Here is a 23,208-nt window from a genome sequence, read left to right on the forward strand (position 1 = left end):
CTGTAGCTCAGTGGAAAGGCATATATCGTAAGACTTTTTCTTTACTTTAGAAAAATACGAAATAAATCATCCACAGTTGCCTATTTTTGCTCTATACTTTAGACAATTTTAGTTACTTACGAAATTCAACTGAGCAAAATTCGGCAAGGAGATGAATATGTCATTGCGTGCTTGGGCAATCGCCCTGTTTGTTGTCAGTACTGCCAGTGTTGCAACCTCGACGGTCGCAGCTGAGCATCAAGTTCAGTCTACGACTATTGCAGAATATCTGCGCTTGCAAGGGCTGGTTGAGTCAACCAACAGTGCAACCGTATCAGCGCAAGTTTCTGGTCGCGTTGAGAAGGTATTGGTTGATGTCGGCGACAATGTGCCAGCCGGCGCAACGCTCGTGACCATTACCTCAGTTGAGCAATATCAAATGCTAACCCAGGCACAAGCGCAACTAGCCGCAGCTGGTGCCACACTGATTGCCGAACAGCAAGAATTTGATCGGGTAACTAGCTTAGTGCAACGCGATTTAGTACCGGTGGCTGAGCGCGACCGCGCCAAAGCGCGTCTCGACAACGCCAAAGCACAACTACGCTCAGCCGAAGCTGCGGTTGAGCGCGCCGAAGAACAACTCAGCTACACTGAGGTGAAAGCACCTTACGGTGGTATTGTCAGCGAGCGTTTTGTCGAGCCCGGCGAATTAGTGCAACCAGGTATGCCATTATTGTCTGGTTTCGACCCTGCTGAATTACGTTTACATGTGGACTTGCCAGCCCGCTATGCCCATCTAGCAACTACCTACCAGTGGGCCCGTGTTAATGGGTTAGAGCCAACTTCGCAACAAGTGTTTCCTACGGTGCACAGTCAATCGAGTACCGTGCGCATGCGGTTAATTTTACCAAGTGATAGTGGATTGATGCCGGGGCAGTGGCAGCCAGTATTGGTGAAAGTGGGCGAGCATCAAGGCGTACAAGTGCCTGCCGAGGCCATTTATAACCAAGGCGAGCTCACCATGGTTCGCATGCAAGATAATAGCTGGCGTGCGGTGCGTTTAGGCTTAAGCCAAGACGGTTTTGTAGAAGTTGTGAGTGGATTGAAAGCCGGTGAGGTGATCAGCTATGAGTAACAAGCCCCTTGGTATCGCAGGTAAATTTGCGGCATGGGGTGAACGTTCTCAGCTCACGCCGTTGTTGGCAATTTTTGGCCTAATTCTTGGCATCATGGCGGCGCTAATTACGCCGCGTGAAGAAGAACCGCAAATTGACGTGACCATGGCCGATGTCATGGTGGCATTTCCGGGCGCCGCCGTTAGTCAAGTTGAAGATCAATTAGCGACGCCGCTAGAGCAGCACTTTGCACGCATGCAGGGTATTGAGCATATTTACTCGGTATCACAGCCAGGCCAAGCGCTGGTGACGGTGCAATTTGAAGTGGGTGTACCGCGCGATAAAGCGTTGGTCGAGCTCTTCGATAGCCTAGCAAGCTGGCAAGTTCGCCACCCCAACTTTTCACAACCTCTGGTGAAAGCTCGAGGTATCGATGATGTACCAATTCTTGGGCTAACCATTACCGCCGACGGACTTGATTTGAAATCGGTTGCTGACACCTTAGTCGAGCCACTCCAAAACGTTAGCGGCGTGCGCGAAGTAAATGTCATTGGCGCTGAGCCCGAGCAAATTAACGTAACTTTAGATAACACCGCATTGAGCCGTATCGGCTTAGATTTTAATGCGGTGAGCCAAGCTTTGGCGGGGCAAAACCAAAGCGCGCAAGCAGGTTATCGACTGGCTCAAGGCCAGCAAATTCCTGTGCAAGCGAGTAGCTTTATCGATAGCGTGAACACATTGCGTCATCTGATTGTTGCCAACGTTGACGGCAAGCCGGTTCGCCTGGAGCAAGTGGCCGAAATCAGCGAAAGCGCAGTGGTACCATCTCGTTACGTGTGGTCGCGTCCAGCGGGTGGCGAAGCACAGCCAGCGGTGACGCTTGCCGTCACTAAAAAAGCCGGTGAAAACGCGGTGGTGGTAGCGCAGGAAGTTTTAGCGCGCCTCGATACGTTGAAGCAACAATGGCTGCCGCCTGAGCTAGAAATCGACGTTACACGAAACTATGGCCAAACTGCAGACGATAAAGCCTCAAAGCTTATTCAAAAGCTCATCTTCGCAACCATCTCAGTTGTCGCACTGGTGTTATTCACCCTCGGTAAACGCGAAGCCGTTGTGGTGGGTAGCGCCGTCGTGCTGACCCTCGCTATGACCTTGTTTGCGTCTTGGGCATGGGGCTTTACGCTGAACCGTGTGTCGCTATTCGCACTGATATTCTCCATTGGTATCTTGGTTGATGACGCCATTGTGGTGGTGGAGAATATTCACCGCCATTTAGGTTTGGGTAAGTCTCTGAAAACCTCGATTCCGGCAGCGGTCGACGAAGTTGGGGGACCGACCATTTTGGCGACCTTTACTGTAATCGCCGCCCTGCTTCCGATGGCGTTTGTGAGTGGCTTGATGGGCCCGTACATGAGCCCCATCCCAATTAACGCGTCGTTGGGCATGCTGTTGTCGCTGATTATCGCGCTAACCGTAACGCCGTGGTTGGCTCGTCATTTATTAAAAGACGAACATCATGAAGGTGAAGCGCATAGCAGCAAACTACATACCTTCTTTGAGCGCATCATGCAGCCGTTGCTCACACATCGTAAGCGGCGTTACTTCATGGGCTTTGGCCTGATTGTTCTCATTGTCGCAATGATGGGTCTTGCGGTGGTGCAGGCCGTGGTGATGAAAATGCTGCCGTTTGATAACAAGAGTGAAATCAAACTGGTACTGGATATGCCAGAAGGCAGTAGCTTAGAAGAGACCAATGCGACGCTCATGCAATTGGCACAGAAACTCGACGAAGTGGACGAAGTCGTTGCCACCCAAATCTATGCCGGCACCGCGTCACCAATTGGCTTTAATGGCCTTGTGCGCCAGTACTATTTGCGCGAAGGCGCCAACATGGGCGACATTCAAGTCACGCTCGCTGAACTTGGTGAGCGCGATCGTGCGAGTCACGAGATTGCTTTGGCAATTCGGCCAATGCTAACGCCAATTGCCGAAGCCGTTGGTGCGTCCCTAAAGATTGTTGAAGTGCCGCCGGGTCCGCCCGTGCTCGCACCAATAGTCGCAGAAGTGTATGGTCCGTCAGAGGCAGCACGTGAATTAGGTGCTCGTGACGTGCTTGCGCAATTGCGCGCCACCGAAGGTGTCGTCGATATCGATAGCACCCTCGTGGCTGAAGCCACCGAAGAAGTTTGGGAAGTGAATCGTGAGCGTGCCGCACAACTCGGCGTGACCGCTGGACAAGTGGTGCAGGTATTGCAAACCGCACTTGGCGGCATGAATGTCACCTACTTGGCGATTCCCGGTCAAACCCAACCGGTACCGGTGAAGTTACGCCTGCCAGCGGATTGGCAAGGCCAGTTAGCGCAACTTGAGAGCCTTACCGTAACCAGCCAAACCACCGGTCAAGCCATTCCAGTGGCGGAGCTCATTGAGCGTGAACAGCGACCTTATGCGCAACCGGTGTATCACAAAGATTTGCGCCCAGTAGTTTATGTGACGGCCGATATGGCTGGCAAACTCGATAGTCCGCTCTACGGCCTATTCGACGCTGCCGGCGATATCGAACTGCCACAAACTTTTATAGCGCAGCCTGATATCTGGGACCAAACCGCGTTGAAGTGGGACGGCGAATGGCAAATCACCTACGAAACCTTCCGTGATATGGGCTTGGCCTACGCAGTCGGCTTGTTGTTGATTTACGTGCTGGTAGTCGGCCACTTCGGTAGTTACATGACACCACTGGTTATCATGGCACCCATACCACTAACGCTCATCGGCATCATGCCAGGCCATGCCATCCTTGGTGCGCAGTTCACCGCCACCTCCATGATCGGCATGATTGCCTTGGCCGGAATCATAGTGCGGAACTCCATCTTGCTGGTCGATTTTATCCGTGAAGAAGTCGCCGCCGGCAAAGATCTCAACACCGCCGTGATAGAAGCTGCTGTCGTACGTGCCAAACCAATCACGTTGACCGCAATCGCGGCCATGATGGGTGCTTTCTTCATCCTCGATGACCCCATCTTCAACGGCCTGGCCGTCAGCCTGATCTTCGGCATCGCGGTCTCTACGGCGTTGACGCTGGTGGTCATTCCATTGCTGTACGCGTCGCTCCTGCGGCGCCGGACCGCTCGAGAGCGTTAATCGTTAATCGTTATTGGTTATTCGTTATTCGTTATTCGTTATTCGAAAAAGCGAAAGCCAATAACGAAACCCTCAAACAAACAGCGTAGTTCGTGCTTCGTGCGCTACGCTGTTCGTCCGGGCTTCGCCCTGTTCGCGAACCCCGAACCCCGAACCCCGAACCCCGAACCCCGAACCCATAATAGAAAGCCCTATCAAGCATGTATGTCGGCTCAGAAAAAGGGTGTTCAGTTGCATCAAAAATGCAGCATTTGAAGGGGGCTTTTTTGCTCCATTTTTGATGCAACTGAACAGCCAAAATAAAAGCACATGCCCCACACCGTTACATCAGCCTTTTTGGTAAGTTGAATAGGTTCAACACGGAAAATCACGCGATTCGTCTGAAAAATCTATGAGATGAGCAAATGTATGACGTGAGCAGGTGTACGAGATGAGCAGGTGTATGAGATGAACAAATGTATGACGTGAGTAGGTGTACGAGATGAACAGGTGTATGAGATGAACAGATGTATGACGTGAGTAGGTGTATGAGATGAGCAGATGCATGAGATGAGCAAATGTATGACGTGAGCAGGTGTATGAGATGAACAGGTGCATGAGATGAGCAAATGTATGACGTGAGCAGGTGTATGAGATGAACAGATGTATGACGTGAGCCGGTGTATGAGATGAACAGGTGTATGAGATGAGCAAATGTATGACGTGAGTAGGTGTATGACGTGAGCCGGTGAATGGGATCTCTAGGCTGTGCGGGAGCGAGAGTCGAACAGAGTTTATCTCCTACAAACAGCGACGCGCACAAACCAAGAACTACGCAGTTCGTCTTTCGCTCTTCGCTCTTCGCTCTTTCGAATAACGAATAACGAACAACGAATAACGAACAACGCTTTTCGAGCCCTTGCACTTCCGTGGTGCATGAATTTGCACTACAATGGTGCAAATAAAGCCAATGCACAGCACCCTAGCCGTACCAGAACAACGTTAACCCATTGAAAAGTGAACCAAAACCAATCTTGGCATCGTTTTTGCTTTAATTTGGTGCAAAGGTGCAAGCGCAACAAGCAATGCTTGCTATACTCAATTCTGAAACTAGACATGCACGATCGCGGAGGATCACATGACAACACCACAAGACGTTATGGCTTACATTGAAGAACACGATGTCAAATTCGTGGATTTACGCTTTACCGATACTAAAGGTAAAGAGCAGCATGTGACCATCCCGGTTTCGCAAATTAATGAAGAGTTCTTCGAAGAAGGCAAGATGTTTGATGGTTCGTCTATTGGTGGCTGGAAAGGCATCAATGAGTCAGACATGGTGCTTATGCCTGATTGTAGCTCGATTGTACTTGACCCGTTCACTGACGAAGTAACGATGAATGTGGTGTGCGACATTCTTGAGCCAGACACCATGCAAGGTTATGACCGTGACCCGCGTTCAATTGCGCGTCGTGCGGAAGAGTATTTGCAAAGCATGGGCATTGGCGACACGGCGTTCTTCGGTCCAGAGCCAGAGTTTTTCTTGTTCAACGATGTGCGTTTCCACACGGACATGAGCGGTAGCTTCTATAAAATTGAAGCAGAAGAAGCGAAGTGGAACTCGGGCAAAGAATACAAAGATGGTAACTTGGCGCACCGTCCAGGTGTGAAAGGCGGTTACTTCCCAGTACCACCCGTTGATTCAGCGCACGATATTCGTAGCACCATGAGCACCGTGATGGAAGACATGGGCTTAGTCGTTGAAGCGCACCACCATGAAGTGGCAACTGCCGGTCAAAACGAGGTGGCAACCCGCTTTAATACGTTGGTGAAAAAAGCTGACGAGATTCAAATTTATAAGTATGTGGTACATAACGTAGCGCATTCATACGGTATGACCGCTACCTTTATGCCGAAACCAATTGTTGGTGATAACGGTTCTGGTATGCACGTTCACATGTCAATTAGCAAAGACGGCAAGAACTTGTTCGCAGGCGATCAGTACGGTGGCTTGAGCGAAATGGCGCTTTATTACATTGGCGGTATCATCAAACATGCGCGTGCTTTGAACGCGTTCTGTAACCCAACCACCAACTCGTACAAACGTTTGGTGCCAGGCTACGAAGCACCGGTTATGTTGGCGTACTCTGCGCGTAACCGTTCTGCGTCAATTCGTATTCCTGTGGTTGCTAGTGCGAAAGCGCGTCGTATTGAGGTTCGTTTCCCTGACCCAGCGGCGAACCCATACTTGTGTTTTGCAGCGCTGTTGATGGCTGGTCTTGACGGTATTAAGAACAAGATCCATCCTGGCGATGCGATGGATAAAGACTTGTATGATTTGCCAGCGGAAGAAGCGAAAGAAATTCCAACCGTATGTCACTCATTAGAGATGGCTTTGGAAGCATTGGATAAAGACCGTGAGTTCTTAACCGCTGGCGGTGTATTTACTGATGATATGATTGATGCGTACATTAAGTTGCGTCACCACGAAGTGATGAAGCTGAAAATGACCACGCACCCAATTGAATTTGATTTGTACTATAGCGTTTAACGAAAGAGCGCTTTAGTTACATAAGAGGAAACAACGAACGATGAAACCACTGGCACTCGCAGCCATTCTGTTAACGTTTTTGATTGGCTTGGCGCTGCACGTTGATCCGTCAACGGCGCAGGTTTATAAAAAACGGAATGCGGATGGCACCGTCACTTACAGCGATCAGCCGATTCAAGGTGCTGAGAAAGTTGAAGTGGAAGCGGCGCCAGTGACAGAGTTCGCGAAGTCAAATGCGGCTGCTCAAGTTGAGCAGTCGCAGCCTTCCGCCGAGCAAGCTGGCGAAGCAGAGGGCGGTGACGAAATCCCAACAGAATTCTCGGTGACGATTACCTCGCCGGAGTATCAGGCACCAATTCGTGCCAATAACGGTCAGTTTGATGTGCTCTGGCAATCGGAGCCAGAACAACTGCCGGAAGGCTACAACTATGAGTTATACGTTGATGGCGTGATGTCGTGGTCGGGTAGCGATAGCAATCAAGCCACACTGATGGATGTTGCGCGCGGTGAGCGTCGTATCTACCTTCGCATTGTTGATGCAAATGGTGGTGAAGTAGCGCGCTCAGATACCTTAGTGGTGTATGTACTGCGTGTTGCAATTTCAGGTGCGGGTTCAAATGGCGGCGGAGCCTGAGCGCGATAGTTTGCCGATAAGCGATTGCACCACCGTGGTGCAACCGCATTTAAATCAATTGCTCACGGCAGTGATTCTGTTAGACGAGCAACTTCATATTGAGTACATGAACGCCGCAGCAGAAGCGATTTTAGATGGCAGCTTGCGGCGCTTTCAACATCAGCCTTTTTTTAGTCTCTTCCATTTCAGCAGCCTTGATCCTTCGGTTGTACAACAAGCGCTCCAAGACGAACAATCGGTTTCTGATAGCGACGTATCGTTGGTGCTGCATGACGGCCAGCGCATTACCATTGAGTTTATCGCACAGCCGTTGCGGCAATCTGACGGTCGCCTCACGATCTTGCTCGAGCTGCGTCAAATTGATCAAATTCGCCGCATTAATCAAGAAACCCGTCAGCAACAGCAACTACAAGCGGCGCAAAGTATGGTGCGCGGGCTGGCCCATGAAATTAAAAATCCGCTCGGCGGCTTGCGCGGTGCAGCGCAATTATTAGCAGGCGAACTCGATGACCCAGCGTTGCGTGAATACACCGATTTGATTATTCGCCAGGCCGACCGCTTAAGTACTCTGGTGGACCGGATGCTCGGCTCGAATCAAATTCAAACCCGCGAGCCAGCCAATATTCATGCGTTGTTGGAACATGTCGTACAGGTCGCGCGTCTTGGTGCTGACTTGAATGTCCGCTGGGTGAAAGATTACGATCCGAGTCTGCCAGATCTCACGATGGCGTCTGAGCAACTTGAACAAGTATTATTGAATTTAGTCATGAATGCCTGCGATGCGTTGCAAGAAAGTCACACGCCCGAACCGACGATATGCTTACGTACCCGCATCGTGCACCAACAGACGATACATGGCACGCGGTACCGCCAGTGTGCGGTGGTTGTGGTGCAAGACAATGGACCAGGAATTCCGGCGGCGCTACGAGACACATTATTTTATCCGATGGTGAGTGGTCGCGCTGGTGGAACCGGTTTGGGCTTATCCATCGCGCAAAATTTGGTACACCAACATGCTGGCAAAATTGAAGTGAGCTCTGAACCGGGGCATACCGAATTTAGCGTTTACTTACCGTACATTGAAACCCGTGTCGACACGCCGCTTGGTGACAAACAGAAATCGACAAGCAATAAGGAAAGCCGCAGTGAGTGACATATGGATATTAGATGACGATAGCTCCATTCGCTGGGTACTCGAGCGAGCCCTCGCGCGGGCAGGCCTTGCCACTACCAGTTTTGCTGATGCGCAAAGCCTGTATGATGCACTTGAACAAGCAACGCCGAAGGTACTGCTGACTGATATTCGTATGCCGGGCGACGACGGCCTACAGGTATTGCGGAAGCTATCGACTGACTATCCGCAGGTGGCAGTCATTGTGATGACCGCGCACTCCGATCTTGATTCTGCCGTTAGCGCCTTTCAAGGCGGCGCTTTTGAGTACCTCGCCAAGCCATTCGATTTAGATGAAGTGGTACACACTGTCAGTCGTGCGTTAACGCGAGAAACCACCGCGCAAGATGTCAATCATGACGCAGATACAGCCACAGAAGTACGAGAAATTATCGGTAACGCACCGGCCATGCAGGATGTCTTCCGCGCTATCGGGCGTTTATCCCACTCAAGTGTCACCGTGCTGATTACCGGTGCCTCCGGCAGCGGGAAAGAGTTAGTCGCGCGCGCTTTGCATCAACACAGCCCGCGCGCCAACAAGCCATTTATTGCCCTGAATATGGCGGCTATTCCTGCTGATCTGATTGAATCGGAGCTGTTCGGTCACGAAAAAGGGGCCTTCACTGGCGCCACACAAAAACGCCAAGGTCGTTTCGAACAAGCGCACGGCGGTACTTTGTTCCTTGATGAAATTGGTGATATGCCATTGGCTGTGCAGACGCGCTTGCTGAGGGTATTGGCCGAAGGGCAGTTCTATCCGGTGGGCAGCTATCAACCGGTAAAAGTCGATGTCCGAATTATTGCAGCCACGCACCAGCATCTTGAACAACGGGTAAGCGAAGGCGCGTTTCGTGAAGATCTTTTTCACCGGCTCAATGTCATTCGCCTGCAACTCCCCAGTCTTGCTGAGCGACGCGAAGATATTCCGCAACTGGCGCAACACTTTTTGCAAAATGCGGCCAAAGAACTCGGTGGCTCAGCAAAGCGATTAACCGCAGCTGCCGAGCAAGTATTGCAACAAGCACCATGGCCTGGAAACGTTCGCCAGTTGGAAAACACCTGTCGCTGGCTAACCGTCATGGCGCCGGGGCAAATGATCGATGTACCTGATTTACCTGAAGATTTATTTCCTGAAGTTAGTAAAATGGCGCAGGAAAATTCCGCTCAATGGTATACACTGTTACGCACCGAATTAAAAAATCGATGCGAAGCAGGCGATACCCATATCTTAGATGACCTGCTACCTAGCATTGAACGGTTAGCGCTTGATGTTGCCTTAGAGTATACCGAAGGCCATAAACAAAAAGCTGCCGAACTTTTAGGTTGGGGCCGCAATACCGTGGCTCGTAAGCTGAACGAATCAAAATAACAGCACCGGTAAAAGTTCTGTAAACACGGTATCAAGCGCCGTTGAATCTTTACATAATTAAGAACACCGATTATAAGCTGTAGACTAACACGCAGGACGACATCCCCATGACTAAGTTATTACTTGTAGATGATGACGCAGAATTAAGCAGTATGTTGGAGCAAATTCTCACCAAGGAAGGTTATCAATTAACCCTAGCACCAGACGGTGAAATTGGCCTACAACGTGCATTAAGCGGCTCTTATGATTTGATTCTACTTGATGTGATGTTGCCAGGTATTGATGGTTTCCAATTATTACAGCGTTTACGTCAACAATTACGCAGCACGCCCGTACTTATGTTAACCGCGCGTGGCGATGATGACGATCGCGTACAAGGCCTTGAACTTGGCGCAGATGATTATTTGCCAAAACCGTTTAATCCACGCGAATTAGTAGCACGTGTAAAAGCGTTATTGCGTCGTACGCCAAATACCTCAGTGCGTCCAGAGCCGCTTGAGTATGCCGGTTTCCACGTGAACCCACTGCAGAACGAAGTGCGTTGTGACGAGCAGCTATTAGAACTCACGCCAACTGAATTTGATATCTTGCGTGCGCTGGTGCAGGGCAAAGGCCAAGTGGTCAGTAAAGACCAACTTTCAGTAGCGGCACTCGGTCGTCAATTGGCGCCATTTGATCGTAGCCTTGATGTGCATATCAGTAATATTCGTAAGAAAATTGATCATAATCCAGAGCGCATTCAAACCGTGCGTGGCCGAGGATATCGTTTACTTCAATTAGCATGAGGCCGCCATGCAAATTCGCTGGTACCATTCGCTAACACTCCGACTGTTGCTCCTGTTCTGGGCGCTGCTTTTCGCAGTGGCCAGCAGCGGTTTCTTGTTAGCTATTTGGTATGCCCAGCCGGAAACGGCAAAGCCGCTTCCACAAGAAGTGCAAGAAACGCTGTCACCGCTGCTGAGTGACCAGGTAACATTTGCATCACTCACGCCAGGGCGGCTGCTGGCCGGTAACTATCGGGTTGCCGCCGCCGTTACGCCAGAAGAAGGCCCGAATCGGCTGCAACTTGAACCGAACTTGGCCAATACTCATCGCCGCGAATTACTACGTCAGCTCGATGCCGACCAGCCTGAACAACTGCGCTTGCCAAACGGCATGCTCGTGGGGCCATTCAAACTGGATACGCAACGTATTCTGTTGATTCGTCCGTTGAGCGAAGACGAGCGTGTCGATCAGAAAATTAATTCAGAGCGTGCGGAACAAGCGCAAACCATGGTGCTGTTGTTTGGCTCGCTTGCAATTGCGGTATTACTCGGCTTTTGGTTGGTGCTGCCGTTGAAGCGATTAATCAGTGCTACGCGCGAAATTGCTGCCGGCGCAGACAAACTTCACCTCAAACGTTTACCGCGCCGTACCGACGAACTCGGTGAGCTTGCGCGAGCACTGGAAACCGCCGCCCACGATTTAAAAGTGTCACGCGATGCCCAGCGCCGTCTTTTGAGTGACGTGTCACATGAATTACGCTCGCCACTAGCACGTATGCAAGTGGCGTTAATGCTCAGTCAAGATGACGACAATCCCGATGCGACGAACCCGCACCTGACACAAATGAGCCGTGATGTGGAGCGCCTCGGCACCATCATTGAGCGTATCTTGTCGTTGTCACGGCTTGAGAACGGTTTGGTGAAGCTTGATCCGCAACCAATCAACACACATGAATTAGCGAAGACGTTAGCGGCGGATTTGGCCTATGTGGATGCCAAATATGGCGAACGCGTGTTGGTACTCGATGCCGACTGGCCAATTACGGCAACGGATGACGAGTTGCTACGTCTTGTCATCGAAAACCTAGTGCGCAACGCACTGCAATACACAGCAGGTATTATCGAGCTAGATTGCGTGCGCCATGACGACAAAAACTTTACTATTTTGGTACGTGACCACGGCGATGGTGTACCAGAAGCGCAACTTGCCCAGCTGTTTGAACCGTTTTTCCGCGGTGACCCATCGCGTCATCATAAAGCTGGCGTTGGGCTTGGTATGGCATTAAGCTTAAGGGCAGCCAATGTGTTGGGTGGCTCAGTTTCCGCACGCAACCACCCAGACGGTGGCCTTGAAGTATCGGTCAACTTGCCTATTGTGCCAATCGATACCATCACCGAAGACGAACCAACCGAAACTGAAATATCGGAGCAGGAGCCGCAGGAGTCTAATTAAATGTACACGGATGACGACCCGCAATGGATCCGTTTCTTCACGCAACAAATACAACCATTTTGGCGCGATCACGTTGAAGCTAATCACTTACCTCGCCCTGATGGCGTGGTCTTGCATTGGTTTTTACACCGACCAGTGCATCCGCAAGGGCTTATTATCATTTGCCCAGGACGCATTGAAGCGTCATTAAAATATCAGGAGTTGGTTTGGCAGTTGGCGCAAGCAAACTATGCGGTGGCTATTGTCGATCACCGCGGCCAAGGCTTCTCTGACCGTCTTAGCAACAATCCACACCACGGCCATATTGATCAGTTTCAAGATTTTGTCGACGACCTTGACGCTGTGGCGCAAGAAGCAACGCGTATTTATCCTCGCGTCCCCCATTATTTGCTGGCGCACTCTATGGGCGGTGCCATTAGTGCATTGTATTTAGCGCAGCACAAACACAGCATACGCAAAGCTGTATTGTCATCACCTATGCTCGGGTTGCTTACCGGTGATAAGCCACAGTGGTTAGCAAAAACGTTTGCCATTGGTGGCGCGCTATTAAATCGTTGGTTCAGCCCAAAGCATCCATGGTACTTTTTTGGCATGGCTGATTATCGGTATGTGCCCTTTGACGAAAACGAACTTACCCATAGCGAAGCGCGCTATCAAATGTTCCGCGATGCCTATGAAGAAAATCCGCAAGTACAATTAGGGGGTCCTACCTTCAATTGGCTGGCGCAGGCCTTTGCCGCCATACGTGCCGCCCATCAACAAGCGGATCGTATTGAAGTGCCAATTCTGCTGCTTCAATCAGGCGCAGATACGGTTGTGGATAATCAAGCGCAACTTAAGTTTTTCAATAAGCTTGGCAATGACCAAAGCCAAATCAAATGCATCGACGGCGCCAAACACGAGCTCTTTATGGAGTCGGATCGCTATCGTCAGCCGGCGCTTGATGCGGTATTGGGCTGGTTTCAGCCTGACTAACTTCGTCGCGAATCTCTTTTGGAACCACGGACAGCGGGTCCATGTGAATAATCACCTCGGTGTAATCGAACAGATTGGCCACAGCGAGTTCGGCTTTATCGGCGATATCATGGGCTTGGCGAAGGTTGAGGTTATCGTCGAGTTCAATATGGCATTGCACAAAGCGAGTCGGGCCCGCCGAGCGCGTTTTTAAGCCATGTAGTCCACGAACACCCTGAATGCCTTTGATGGTATCGATAATCAGCTGTTTCTCAGCATCCGGTAGCTCACGATCCATAAGCGATTGAAATGCACTCCAACCAATACGCACCGCGCCTTGCGCCAAGAACACCGCAATAATAATGGCGAAGATGCTATCCGCCCAAAGCCAACCGTAGGCACTGAGAACTAGTGCGACAATAACGGCGCTGTTGAGGAGTAAATCGGAAGTAAAATGCAAAGCGTCGGCTGAAATTGCCTGCGAACCGGTTTTTTTAATCGCCACCCGCTGCAATACGACCAACGCCAGCGTTAACACAATCGCGAACACCGAAACATACACACCAATTTCCGCTTGTCGCACCGGCGTACCTTGAATCCACTGCTGCACGCTATGTATGAGTAGCAACATAGCTGAGCCGGTAATCAAAGCCGACTGAACAAGCGCCGCTAATGATTCGGCTTTGCCGTGCCCAAAGCGGTGTTCGTTATCGGCGGGTTGCACGGCGTAGCGCACCGCAAAAAAGGTAAACAAACTGGCTAAACTGTCTAACAACGAATCGGTTAAAGACGCCAACATACTGCTCGAATCGGTCATTAACCAAGCAACGACTTTGACGGCAATTAAGATTAGTGCGACAGAAACTGACGCACGGGTCGCCGTTTTTACCCAGAATACATAGTTCTCGTGAGCGCTGTTAGCTGCCATCAGTAAATCCTTGTTGTCGCCACGCCTCATAACTCACTATGGCAACGGAGTTGGATAAATTAAGCGAACGATTATTTGGCATCATCGGAATACGAATACGTTGCTCGGGTGCAATCTGCGCCATGACATCGGGCGCCAAGCCACTGGTTTCAGAGCCAAACAGCAACACATCGCCCGGTTGGTACTGCACCTCAGTATAGCCTCGGGTGCCCTTTGTGGTAATGGCGTAAATAGCACGATTGCCCATAGCTTCTTTGAATGCCTTGAAATCAGGATAGCGCTCAACGCGGCTCAAATCATGGTAATCCAACCCTGCACGACGTAACTTTTTTTCTTCAAAATCAAACCCAAGCGGTTCAATCAGGTGCAACGTGCAACCGTTGTTGGCAGCAAGGCGGATCACATTGCCAGTATTTGCTGGCATTACTGGATTAAATAAAGCGATATGGAACATTCCGTGACTCGACGTTATGGCGTTGATGTATCAATAGTACTCGTATTAAGACGAGCATGCTGTAATTGGGATTTGGTCATGATGTCGGCAATCTCGCCACTCTTCACAAGTTCGCGTAATCGTTTATCAAACCAATCTCTGAGCTCGCGTCCGCGTGGCGTATCGTGAAACATCACATGAATTGGTAATGCTTCGCGCAGTTGGTGCTTTACATAATCGGCTGCCGCCCAATCCGGGGCGTTATTATCGTCAAAAGTCACGACTGCGCCAACCCGTTGCATGTCGAGCATGGCAAAACAATCGAGCACGCTGTTGGCCAGATAGTAATTCAGCCCCTCTTTGAAGAAACTGCGGTAATCGTAGCCAGCGACAAAACAAATTGGCCGCTTCAATGTTCCCGCTAACATCGCATCTAAATCGGCTTGTTCAAGTGCAAATGCGGCAATCGGACTATCGTAGTCAAAGTGGGTGTACGACGGCACCCCATCAATCGAAACTTGCGTGCGCGTACCGCCGACTAACATATCGAAGCGATTCTCGTTGAAGCCGAGTACGGCGCGCTGATAGCTGTTGGTATGCAGCTCAAGCTCTTCAGTAATGGGCGAAAAAATAGTTTGTATCAGCTGCCAGTATCTGCCCGAACCATCAACATGGGCGCGCTGTTCCATTAATCCGGCGGTTACTGACAGGGTCGGGAAGGTGGGCGGTTCAATAAACTCATTACGCCGTTCAAAGGTTACGCCATGCTCGCGGAATATCGTGACGACTCGCCCGGTAGCATGCATGTCTTCAAGCACTGTGTTCAACGATGGAATTAAGTGCGCATGTTTTTCATGTAAAAAGTGATAGCCAATTAGGGCCAGCATGGGGGTGATAATTAAGTGCGGGTTATCATAATAACCTAATTGACGCGCCTCAAAATCATTGAGCATCACCGCTTTTACGCGCTTATTAGTGAACATTAAATTGAGTTGCTGAATATCGAGCGCTTGCACCGTTGGGCCTTCAAACTGATGCTCCTCAATCAGACCCATAACGGTTTGCATGCCGCTAATAAAGGCCAAATTTTCCACATCATCAATGGTGCATAAACCACAGTCACGGCGGTCAGCCACCAACACAATTTCGAATGCGAATAGTGGGAACGGCACTTGCTTGAGGTTTTTAAACTCATTGTCGAGTTCGGGCAAACGCCCAAGTTCGCCGGCAATTCGCCCCGCATTTGATTCAACTAAGCTGCGGTTACGCGGCATATTCACATAGCGCAATGTGATGCCGAGCTCAGCGTAGGCTTCTTCGAGAATTTGCTGCACAGCAGCGGGTACAGGGCCATCATCAGGGGCACGGAAAGTTAATGTTGTTTGCTCAGCGCGCACGGCACCAACTGTCGAAGCGACCATCAGCAATACGCAGAATATTCGCAGAAACATAGCCAAAACAACTTTCCTTTCGTGGTTGTGCTTGTTGGTTAAACCTTTAGCAGTATATCAGGTCGAAGCTTTTATGAAACTAGACTAGAATTGACCTTTGCGGTCAATGCCGTTAGGTTGACCGTCTTCAGTTGTAGGAGCACACCATGAAAACATCAATACTCGCTGCCTCGCTCTTGTTTGGCGCTTCCTTTGTAACGCTAGGCAGTGCGTTTTTTCCGCAACCTGCGTCAGCACAAGACGCTGAGCGCGCCACTGGCCCAAATTATCAACTCTTTTTGATGGGCGATGAGATGGCGTTGTGCTCAAGTATGGCGTGGACCCATTGCAACGACACTGACTGGCTCGATGGTAAAACCATGCGAACCGATCGCTACATTAATTTAAGCGATAACTACACTAAACCGTTACTTGACGACAAATTGTGGCCTGCTCACCGCCGTAAAACCCGCGATGACGTGAAAATGGCGCTCGAGATATTGTACGACCGCATGCGTTCAGAAGTTGTGCCTGAGCGAAGCTTCCAAGATGAGTTTACTCGCCGTGCCACACGCCATTTATATGATAGTTTGTCGGAGCGCGAGTGGAACCTCATTATTGATCACCTCGAAATGCCGGCTCCTAAGGGTAAACATGATACGGCGCGAATCAATCTGACTAAGATATTGGCGAAGCGCCAAATTCTGCAAGCCATGTTAGGGCAAGCGGATAAGGTACGCGGCAGCGACGATATGCCACGCATCGCCATTGCAGCCGCGGGTGCGCGTGACCCAATTACGGCCGTTGAACCATTTATTAGTGCCTTTGAAAGTTTAGGTGCTGAAGTACGTTGGTTACCCATTGACGCTGCCGTGAATACAGCACAGCGCAGCGGTAAATGCGATGATCTTGATGCACTGCGCGAACAAGAACTCGGTACGTGGAAACGGGCGCGAGTATTCCCAGAGCAACACAAGCAGCAAGTAGCGTTCTGTAAAGATGCCCTGCAAGGACCCAAAATTGTGGATTGGGCCGACGCGGTGTTGATTGTCGGTAATGATCCAAGCTTAGTGCGAAAAGCCTTTTTAGACCCGTTAAGCCAGCCAACTGACTTGATGACCAGTATTTATTTGAAAATGCGCGCGAATAAACTCGTGGTAGGTGCAACCAGCGATGCCATGAACGCGATGACCGCGCGCTCAATGGTAGCCAGTGGTACGAGCGCAGAAGCCCTTCGTGCCGGAGCTATCGCCGGTGAGGCACCGCCATTTGCCTGTAACAAAGACGATTCGTGCCCACGCAACATGAACTCGGATAGCGCGACCTATCATCCGCTTGGTGGCGTCGGGCTGTTTAATGTTGCCACGCTAGATGGCCAGTTTTCTGATATGGGGCGTCACGGCCGCTTGTTACGCGTTGCCGCAACGACCAATACGCCAGTGGCGGTGGGTATTGATATGCGCACGGCCCTTGCAGTGAATGTGCTGAATGGTGCGTTTGAGGTGCTCGGTGAGCGTGGCGTGTTCTTTGGTATTGGCGCACAGCAAACCGAGAATGCCGTAGCCGCTACTTTCCATTATTTAGCTGCAGGCGCTCGCGGTCAGTTCACTGATGATGGCGTGACCAATGTGAAGTTTGCGAAAGGTGAAGAAGTGGTGCAAGAGGCGCCTACCACGCGCTTCTTAAACAACCGCGGCATGGTTGATTCATTGCGCTTGCTGTGCCAAGAACGCAACAGCTTCAACTTGATTGAGAAAGATTTCCGCTTGATGGTGGCCGGTGACGAAGCCACCAAACGCGTGAAAGCCGGTGGCGAATGTCAGGTTACCGATGCCCGCATCGGCCTCTCGTGGCAACCTGACACGTTCTAGCCCGGCGTTTCACGCCGGGACATGGTAGCCCGGCGTTTTACGCCGGGACATGACGAAGTCATGGATATTGCTCGGAATTTCCAAGATTCATCATCGTTTCAGACATTCACGGCGCTACGCGCCACCCGGCGTGCAACGCCGAGCTACACCCCATACTCCGCCCGATACGCAGTGACTTTAATTAAGTACTGCGCTAAATCGGGCGAGTCTTTCAAATACTCAATCACATCATTCAGTTGCACAATGCTGATCACTTGCGCATTGTAATCACGCTCAACTTCCTGAATAGCGCTTAGCTCACCTTTGCCTTTCTCTTGGCGATCTAACGCAATCAATACGCCCGCTAACTCAGCGCCGTTGGCCTGCACAATTTCCATCGATTCACGAATGGCTGTGCCCGCCGTAATCACATCGTCCACCAGCATCACGCGACCATTGAGTGGTGAACCCACCAAGTTGCCGCCTTCGCCGTGGTCTTTCTTCTCTTTGCGGTTAAAGCAGTACGGCACATCTTTCTGATACGTATCAAACAACGCAATCGCCGCCGCTGTGGCAATTGGAATGCCCTTGTAAGCTGGGCCAAACAACACATCAAACTCCACGCCGCTGTCTTGCAACGCCGCCGCATAAAAACGACCAAGCCGCGCCAAATCAGAACCCTGATTAAACAACCCAGCATTGAAGAAATACGGGCTTGTGCGGCCTGATTTCAAAGTAAACTCACCAAACTTCAACACGCCACGTTCAATGGCAAATTCGATAAAATCTTTTTGATATTGTTTCATAAAACCGTGTCTCGTTTTTCGTACGCTTCGCTGTTCGTGCGCGCTTCGCGCTGTTCGTAGCCCGGCGTTGCACGCCGGGTGGCGCAAAGCGCCGTTAATGTTTAAGCCAACGCCTGTTTCTGCAAATCCATCAACTCGCGAATGGCGTGCTTCGCTAACTCGAGCATGGCATTCATGTCTTCGCTTGAGAACGGTTCGCCCTCAGCAGTGCCTTGAATTTCAATGAATTTGCCGGCTTCAGTCATTACCACGTTCATGTCAGTTTCAGCTTTTGAATCTTCTGGGTAATCCAAATCCGCCACCGCATGGCCTTCATACATACCCACCGATACCGCAGCCACCAAACCTTTCAACGGATTCGTTTTCACAATGCCTTCTTTGCGCATCCAATTCAGCGCATCCACCAATGCCACACACGCACCAGTAATTGACGCCGTACGCGTGCCGCCATCGGCTTGTAACACGTCGCAATCGATGGTGATGGTGTTCTCACCTAGCGCTGCCATATCCACGCAAGCACGCAACGAACGGCCAATTAAGCGCTGAATTTCAACTGTGCGGCCACCTTGCTTACCACGTGCAGCTTCACGATCCATACGCGAGTGCGTTGAACGCGGCAACATGCCGTATTCTGCCGTGACCCAACCTTGGCCCTTGCCTTTCAAAAAGCGCGGCACGCTCTTATCCACACTGGCTGTACACAACACCTTGGTATCACCAAACTCAATGAGCACCGAACCTTCGGCATGACGCGTAAAATTCCGGGTAATAGTCACCGGGCGGATCTGTTGGGCAGTACGACCACTTGGACGCATGGTTGGCTCCTGTTTTGTGCAAAATTATGGCTGGCGATTATATCAGATATGGATGTGAAATTCCGTTGCGACGGCAATTGGTCGAACTGATTTATGGCATTTTTCCATTTTCACTAAACCAAAGTTGGCCATGGTTTTTAGCGAGCGTGAAAGATTGCTTGGCGCTCGGCCCGACAGTTCGGCTAATTCCTTAAGCGATTGCGGCTCACATTCAGCAATCATTTTTAGTAGCTCACGGTTGTTATCCGATAAAACTTCTGCGAGCGATCGAATCGAAGGAAACCAAACTTTAGGTTCATTTTCAGTTGGCTTCACTTCGCCTTTAGCAATAGCAATAAGGCGCGCACGAATTTCTTCTTGCGGCTTCACGCCTATGTGTAAAATAGCCATTAATGAGTCTCCTTCATGTATGCATCGGCAACACCTCAAGAGTATAATCTACATCCATATAAATATCACCTGATGATAATTAATTTAGCTAAGATAATTTGAGCATCTACCGACTCTTTAGGCGAACGTAATTGAACGTGCGAAATAGTCGTACTGTACGACGTAGCGAACAGTGTTAAACTATGACCAGACAAAGCTTACAAGGAATAGCAATGATTCAATCAATGACCGGCTACGCGCGCCATGAACTGAAAGCCGAGTGGGGCACAGCCACGTGGGAAATGCGCTCGGTAAACCAGCGCTTCTTAGAAACCTACTTTCGCTTACCCGAGCAAATTCGTTCACTCGAAAATGGTCTGCGCGACCGCTTACGCAAGCAATTGCAGCGCGGCAAAGTAGAATGCAACCTGCGTTTGCACATTGAGCAAAAAGCCGAAGGCGGCTTAAGCCTGAACGAAGACCTTGCTCGTAGCGTCATTTCATCGGCGAATTGGGTCGCCAACCAAAGCTCAAGCGCGCAGCTGAATCCGTTAGACGTATTGCGTTGGCCTGGCGTTGTGGCGCAGCAAGAAGACGATATGGACGTGATTCAAGCCGACGTACTCGGCGCTTTTGAAGCCTGCATTGCGGAATTCATTGAGAACCGCGCTAGCGAAGGCAAAGCACTCGAGCGCATGATTGAAGAGCGCCTTGAAGGTATTTCAGAGCAAGTAAGCTTTGTGCGTGGCCGCATGCCAGAAGTACTGCAATGGCAGCGTGAGAAATTGCTTGCGCGCTTTGAAGAAGCTCGTGTGGAACTCGACCCAACGCGCCTTGAAGCGGAAATGGTGATGCTGGCGCAAAAAGTAGACGTAGCCGAAGAGCTCGACCGCCTGAACGCGCACGTTGTTGAAACCCGCAAAATTCTGCGCAAGGGCGGCGCCTGTGGCCGTCGTTTAGACTTCATGATGCAAGAATTTAACCGTGAAGCGAACACCTTAGGCTCGAAATCGATTAACGCTGAAATAACTGCTTCTGCGGTGGAGTTGAAGGTGTTGATTGAGCAGATGCGTGAGCAAATTCAGAATATCGAGTAGCCCGTCGTTTTACGACGGGTGGCGCATAGCGCCATCAATTATTTGCCTCCCTCAATGCGCACCATTGAGGGTATAACCCATACCCTTCCAAAATTTTGTGTTCAGTTGCAGCAAAAAAGCTACATCAATAAGTGATCGAGCTACGGCTCATAATTTTTGCTTGTTCCCCTGCAGCAGTTTTAGTAATCTCAACTAATAGTTAACAAGCACGCCAATGGAATTTATGGCGAGTGATTATTGAGCCAGCTCAGTAGTTTCCTCAAGGAAGAGCCCTCATCATAAGTTTTTCTTCGCCTATTTGAATTTTTGTTTCGTGCATTGTCACGGTCTATTTATGCCTGTTTTCAGGATTTAGCTCTCTGACCAGTAAGGGTTCTAGGGTGGTCTTGAGGTAGATAGGAGGCAATGTAGCAAGACGACAAAGTTGTGCATGCCGGTGTATTGGAGATATGAGTCGTGCTTACTAATACAATGTTAAGTGTCGCAAGGAGACTGAACAATGATCATCCAAAAAAAGCGAATTATATCACTATCAAGTTATACAAAGGGCATTCCCGTAGACCAAAACTTGGTTATCGCAGTTGCGGCTTCAGATATTGTTAAACACAGCCCACAAGATATTGGATTCAGTGTAAGTCTAGAACCTGGTGAAAAAGTGCTCCCTACAGCTGTTGGTAATGTGACGCTCTTCAATTCAAGGGGGAAAGAAATCCCCCTAAAAGATGAACCTATGGAAACCCACTACCGCCAGCAAGAGTGGACTTGGAAACAATTTCGAGGGCGATATGATTTTGAGGAACAGTCTAAAATTGTAGATATACCCTATAAGCGATATCCAAGAAAGATAGTGCCTCCGCCGTCTATTGAACTTAGCGTCGCCGCCGATACCGAGGGAAGAAAACTGATAGTCGCTGATCCAATTCGTTTAAACGATGACAATGAGGGAGCTATTGTTCACGTAATAAATATGTTCCTCGAAGCATTTGGCCTTTGCGAAATAAGAAACGAGGATTTAGACGCTATTATTCGATCGCCCATAAGAAGGTTGAACTGGGATGTTCTTCCTAAAGGTCAAAAGCCTTGGGGAACGCTAAAGCCACTAATACAAACGGTTATTGATGATCAATCAAAAGGGAACAAGGTTGTTATAGAAAAACGCTTCGAGGTAATAAATTCCTTTGAGCCGGAGTTCGTGGCTGTTGGGCAGGCTGGATTTTCGGGCTATATCGTTTTCGGATTTCCGGAATCAGATTTATATGTTCTGGAAAGCACTCAGACAAACAACGCTACTTATATTCTTGAGAACAACTGGGAATATTTGTCCGGTCTGACCAAAGCTGAGATTCTCCAGAATAAGCTCCACAAAGAACGCGTGATCCATCGCGAGAGCTGGTTTGAAGAAATTGGCAGAATATTGTCCGTGTAAATACTTAATAATCGCAGGAAAGCCGACGGCTTTTTCGTTCCGCCTGCGGCTACACTGCTAACCCGCGGTTTCTGCGGGCGTTATGCGAGATACCACGCTACGGAGTCATGAATGGATGTTTGGGATATTGACAAGCTAGCTCTATTTATTGCATTTGTTATTCCTGGATTTATCAGCATAAAAGCATACCAATTGGTTTATCCAGGGACTGAGCGGGCAATTTCTGATCAACTGATTGATGCTGTTGCGTATAGCTCGATAAATTACGCCTTGCTAATTTTTCCTATAATCGCAATTGAATCAGGAACTCTGCGAGATACATGTCCCGCTCTTTATTATCTGTTCTATATTTTTGTTTTCTTTTTTGCTCCAATTATCTGGGTATTGTTCTGGAAGTATTTGAGAACCAGAGATTTTTTTCAGCGTAATGCGCCTCATCCTACTGCTAAGCCATGGGATTATGTATTTGCGCAACGTAAACAATACTGGGTCAAGGTTACTTTGAAAGACGGAACTGTTATAGCTGGCCGTTATGCAAATAAGTCATTTGCTTCTAGTGCTCCCGCGCCAGAACAAATATATCTCGAACAAACTTGGGTTCTAAACGATAGAGGTGGATTTGAAAGAGCAAAAAATAACACGGCAGGCGTTCTAGTTTTATCCAGTGAAATTTCACATGTTGAGCTAAGAAATTAAGGAGGCTTTATGACTAATGAAAAACGACCAATAAATGAGGGCTATACTCCCAAAAAGATTGAAAAAGGGTATCAACCTGCGACTCAGCCAACGGGAAATCCAAAGCCTCAGGGCGGGTATATTCCAACAACAAGCAGTGGAGATAATCCAACTAACAACCAAACACCTCCGGGTGACGAGTAAGCGTATAACAAAAAGTTGATACGGAAAGCCTACGCGATGCTTCGGCTTGCGCAGAGCTTAGCTTT

Annotated in this window: 20 protein-coding genes; 14 read left to right on the plus strand and 6 right to left on the minus strand. The window is 49.7% G+C overall.

The window, feature by feature from the left end; all coding sequences use genetic code 11:
* The first annotated feature begins 157 nt into the window (after nucleotides 1-157).
* From LG272_RS03045 to LG272_RS03085, 9 genes are all read left to right on the plus strand, one after another.
* Nucleotides 158-1,114, plus strand: coding sequence for an efflux RND transporter periplasmic adaptor subunit (locus LG272_RS03045; RefSeq protein WP_157980825.1), 957 nt, complete (start codon nucleotides 158-160; stop codon nucleotides 1,112-1,114).
* Complete coding sequence (locus LG272_RS03050; RefSeq protein WP_404409588.1) at nucleotides 1,107-4,235, plus strand: efflux RND transporter permease subunit; 3,129 nt, start codon at nucleotides 1,107-1,109, stop codon at nucleotides 4,233-4,235. Before LG272_RS03045 ends, LG272_RS03050 begins: the two co-directional genes overlap by 8 nt.
* A 1,117-nt stretch (nucleotides 4,236-5,352) precedes the next feature.
* A complete protein-coding gene (gene glnA / locus LG272_RS03055; RefSeq protein WP_198678601.1) occupies nucleotides 5,353-6,765 on the plus strand; it encodes a glutamate--ammonia ligase in 1,413 nt (470 codons plus the stop codon).
* Between the two features lie 40 nt (nucleotides 6,766-6,805).
* Nucleotides 6,806-7,399 carry a DUF4124 domain-containing protein gene (locus LG272_RS03060; protein ID WP_404409591.1) on the plus strand — a complete coding sequence of 198 codons (594 nt, stop codon included), beginning with the start codon at nucleotides 6,806-6,808 and terminating at the stop codon, nucleotides 7,397-7,399.
* Nucleotides 7,356-8,552, plus strand: coding sequence for a nitrogen regulation protein NR(II) (glnL, locus tag LG272_RS03065; protein ID WP_404409593.1), 1,197 nt, complete (start codon nucleotides 7,356-7,358; stop codon nucleotides 8,550-8,552). The genes LG272_RS03060 and glnL overlap by 44 nt, the downstream gene beginning before the upstream one ends.
* Nucleotides 8,545-9,939, plus strand: a complete 1,395-nt coding sequence (gene ntrC, locus LG272_RS03070) for a nitrogen regulation protein NR(I) (RefSeq protein WP_404409595.1) — start codon at nucleotides 8,545-8,547, stop codon at nucleotides 9,937-9,939. Before glnL ends, ntrC begins: the two co-directional genes overlap by 8 nt.
* Nucleotides 9,940-10,046: 107 nt before the next feature.
* The gene (locus tag LG272_RS03075; protein ID WP_126760043.1) at nucleotides 10,047-10,724 is read left to right on the plus strand and encodes a response regulator transcription factor; all 678 of its coding nucleotides are present in this window, start codon (nucleotides 10,047-10,049) and stop codon (nucleotides 10,722-10,724) included.
* A 7-nt stretch (nucleotides 10,725-10,731) separates the two neighbouring features.
* On the plus strand, nucleotides 10,732-12,156 hold the full coding sequence (locus LG272_RS03080; protein WP_404409597.1) for a sensor histidine kinase: 1,425 nt from the start codon (nucleotides 10,732-10,734) through the stop codon (nucleotides 12,154-12,156).
* Nucleotides 12,157-13,131, plus strand: a complete 975-nt coding sequence (locus LG272_RS03085) for a lysophospholipase (RefSeq protein WP_404409599.1) — start codon at nucleotides 12,157-12,159, stop codon at nucleotides 13,129-13,131.
* On the opposite strand, the gene LG272_RS03090 is transcribed toward LG272_RS03085, so the two are convergent.
* The 3 genes from LG272_RS03090 to LG272_RS03100 are packed head-to-tail and all read right to left on the minus strand — an operon-like array spanning nucleotide 13,064 to nucleotide 15,928.
* Nucleotides 13,064-14,038 carry a cation diffusion facilitator family transporter gene (locus LG272_RS03090; protein ID WP_126760046.1) on the minus strand — a complete coding sequence of 325 codons (975 nt, stop codon included), beginning with the start codon at nucleotides 14,036-14,038 and terminating at the stop codon, nucleotides 13,064-13,066. The genes LG272_RS03085 and LG272_RS03090 overlap by 68 nt on opposite strands.
* Nucleotides 14,028-14,492 (minus strand): tRNA (cytidine(34)-2'-O)-methyltransferase, encoded by a 465-nt coding sequence (locus LG272_RS03095; RefSeq protein WP_404409602.1) that lies wholly within the window; start codon nucleotides 14,490-14,492, stop codon nucleotides 14,028-14,030. Before LG272_RS03095 ends, LG272_RS03090 begins: the two co-directional genes overlap by 11 nt.
* Nucleotides 14,493-14,506: 14 nt before the next feature.
* Nucleotides 14,507-15,928, minus strand: coding sequence for a hypothetical protein (locus LG272_RS03100; RefSeq protein ID WP_404409604.1), 1,422 nt, complete (start codon nucleotides 15,926-15,928; stop codon nucleotides 14,507-14,509).
* 140 nt (nucleotides 15,929-16,068) lie between these two features.
* Here LG272_RS03100 and LG272_RS03105 point away from each other — a divergent pair, with 140 nt between their 5' ends.
* Entirely contained in the window at nucleotides 16,069-17,772 is a 1,704-nt protein-coding gene (locus tag LG272_RS03105; protein WP_404409606.1) for a cyanophycinase, read from the plus strand.
* Nucleotides 17,773-17,915: 143 nt separating this feature from the next.
* Here the strand turns inward: LG272_RS03105 and pyrE are convergent, their stop codons facing one another.
* From pyrE to LG272_RS03120, 3 genes are all read right to left on the minus strand, one after another.
* Complete coding sequence (gene pyrE / locus LG272_RS03110) at nucleotides 17,916-18,557, minus strand: orotate phosphoribosyltransferase (RefSeq protein WP_404409608.1); 642 nt, start codon at nucleotides 18,555-18,557, stop codon at nucleotides 17,916-17,918.
* Nucleotides 18,558-18,658: 101 nt separating this feature from the next.
* Nucleotides 18,659-19,372: a ribonuclease PH gene (gene rph / locus LG272_RS03115; RefSeq protein WP_404409610.1), complete on the minus strand. Its 714-nt coding sequence runs from the start codon at nucleotides 19,370-19,372 to the stop codon at nucleotides 18,659-18,661.
* A 42-nt stretch (nucleotides 19,373-19,414) separates the two neighbouring features.
* The gene (locus LG272_RS03120; RefSeq protein ID WP_404409612.1) at nucleotides 19,415-19,762 is read right to left on the minus strand and encodes a helix-turn-helix domain-containing protein; all 348 of its coding nucleotides are present in this window, start codon (nucleotides 19,760-19,762) and stop codon (nucleotides 19,415-19,417) included.
* A gap of 212 nt (nucleotides 19,763-19,974) precedes the next feature.
* On the opposite strand from LG272_RS03120, the gene LG272_RS03125 reads away from it, so the two are divergent.
* The 4 genes from LG272_RS03125 (at nucleotide 19,975) to LG272_RS03140 (ending at nucleotide 23,143) form a co-directional block, all read left to right on the plus strand.
* The gene (locus LG272_RS03125; RefSeq protein ID WP_404409614.1) at nucleotides 19,975-20,838 is read left to right on the plus strand and encodes a YicC/YloC family endoribonuclease; all 864 of its coding nucleotides are present in this window, start codon (nucleotides 19,975-19,977) and stop codon (nucleotides 20,836-20,838) included.
* Nucleotides 20,839-21,337: 499 nt separating this feature from the next.
* Nucleotides 21,338-22,264 carry a hypothetical protein gene (locus tag LG272_RS03130; RefSeq protein ID WP_404409616.1) on the plus strand — a complete coding sequence of 309 codons (927 nt, stop codon included), beginning with the start codon at nucleotides 21,338-21,340 and terminating at the stop codon, nucleotides 22,262-22,264.
* A 111-nt stretch (nucleotides 22,265-22,375) separates the two neighbouring features.
* On the plus strand, nucleotides 22,376-22,960 hold the full coding sequence (locus LG272_RS03135; protein WP_404409618.1) for a DUF6338 family protein: 585 nt from the start codon (nucleotides 22,376-22,378) through the stop codon (nucleotides 22,958-22,960).
* 9 nt (nucleotides 22,961-22,969) lie between these two features.
* Nucleotides 22,970-23,143 carry a hypothetical protein gene (locus LG272_RS03140; protein WP_404409620.1) on the plus strand — a complete coding sequence of 58 codons (174 nt, stop codon included), beginning with the start codon at nucleotides 22,970-22,972 and terminating at the stop codon, nucleotides 23,141-23,143.
* The last annotated feature ends 65 nt before the right edge of the window (nucleotides 23,144-23,208 follow it).

This window comes from Pseudidiomarina marina (assembly GCF_044807045.1).
In the GTDB taxonomy this organism is placed as follows: Bacteria; Pseudomonadota; Gammaproteobacteria; order Enterobacterales; family Alteromonadaceae; genus Pseudidiomarina; species Pseudidiomarina marina.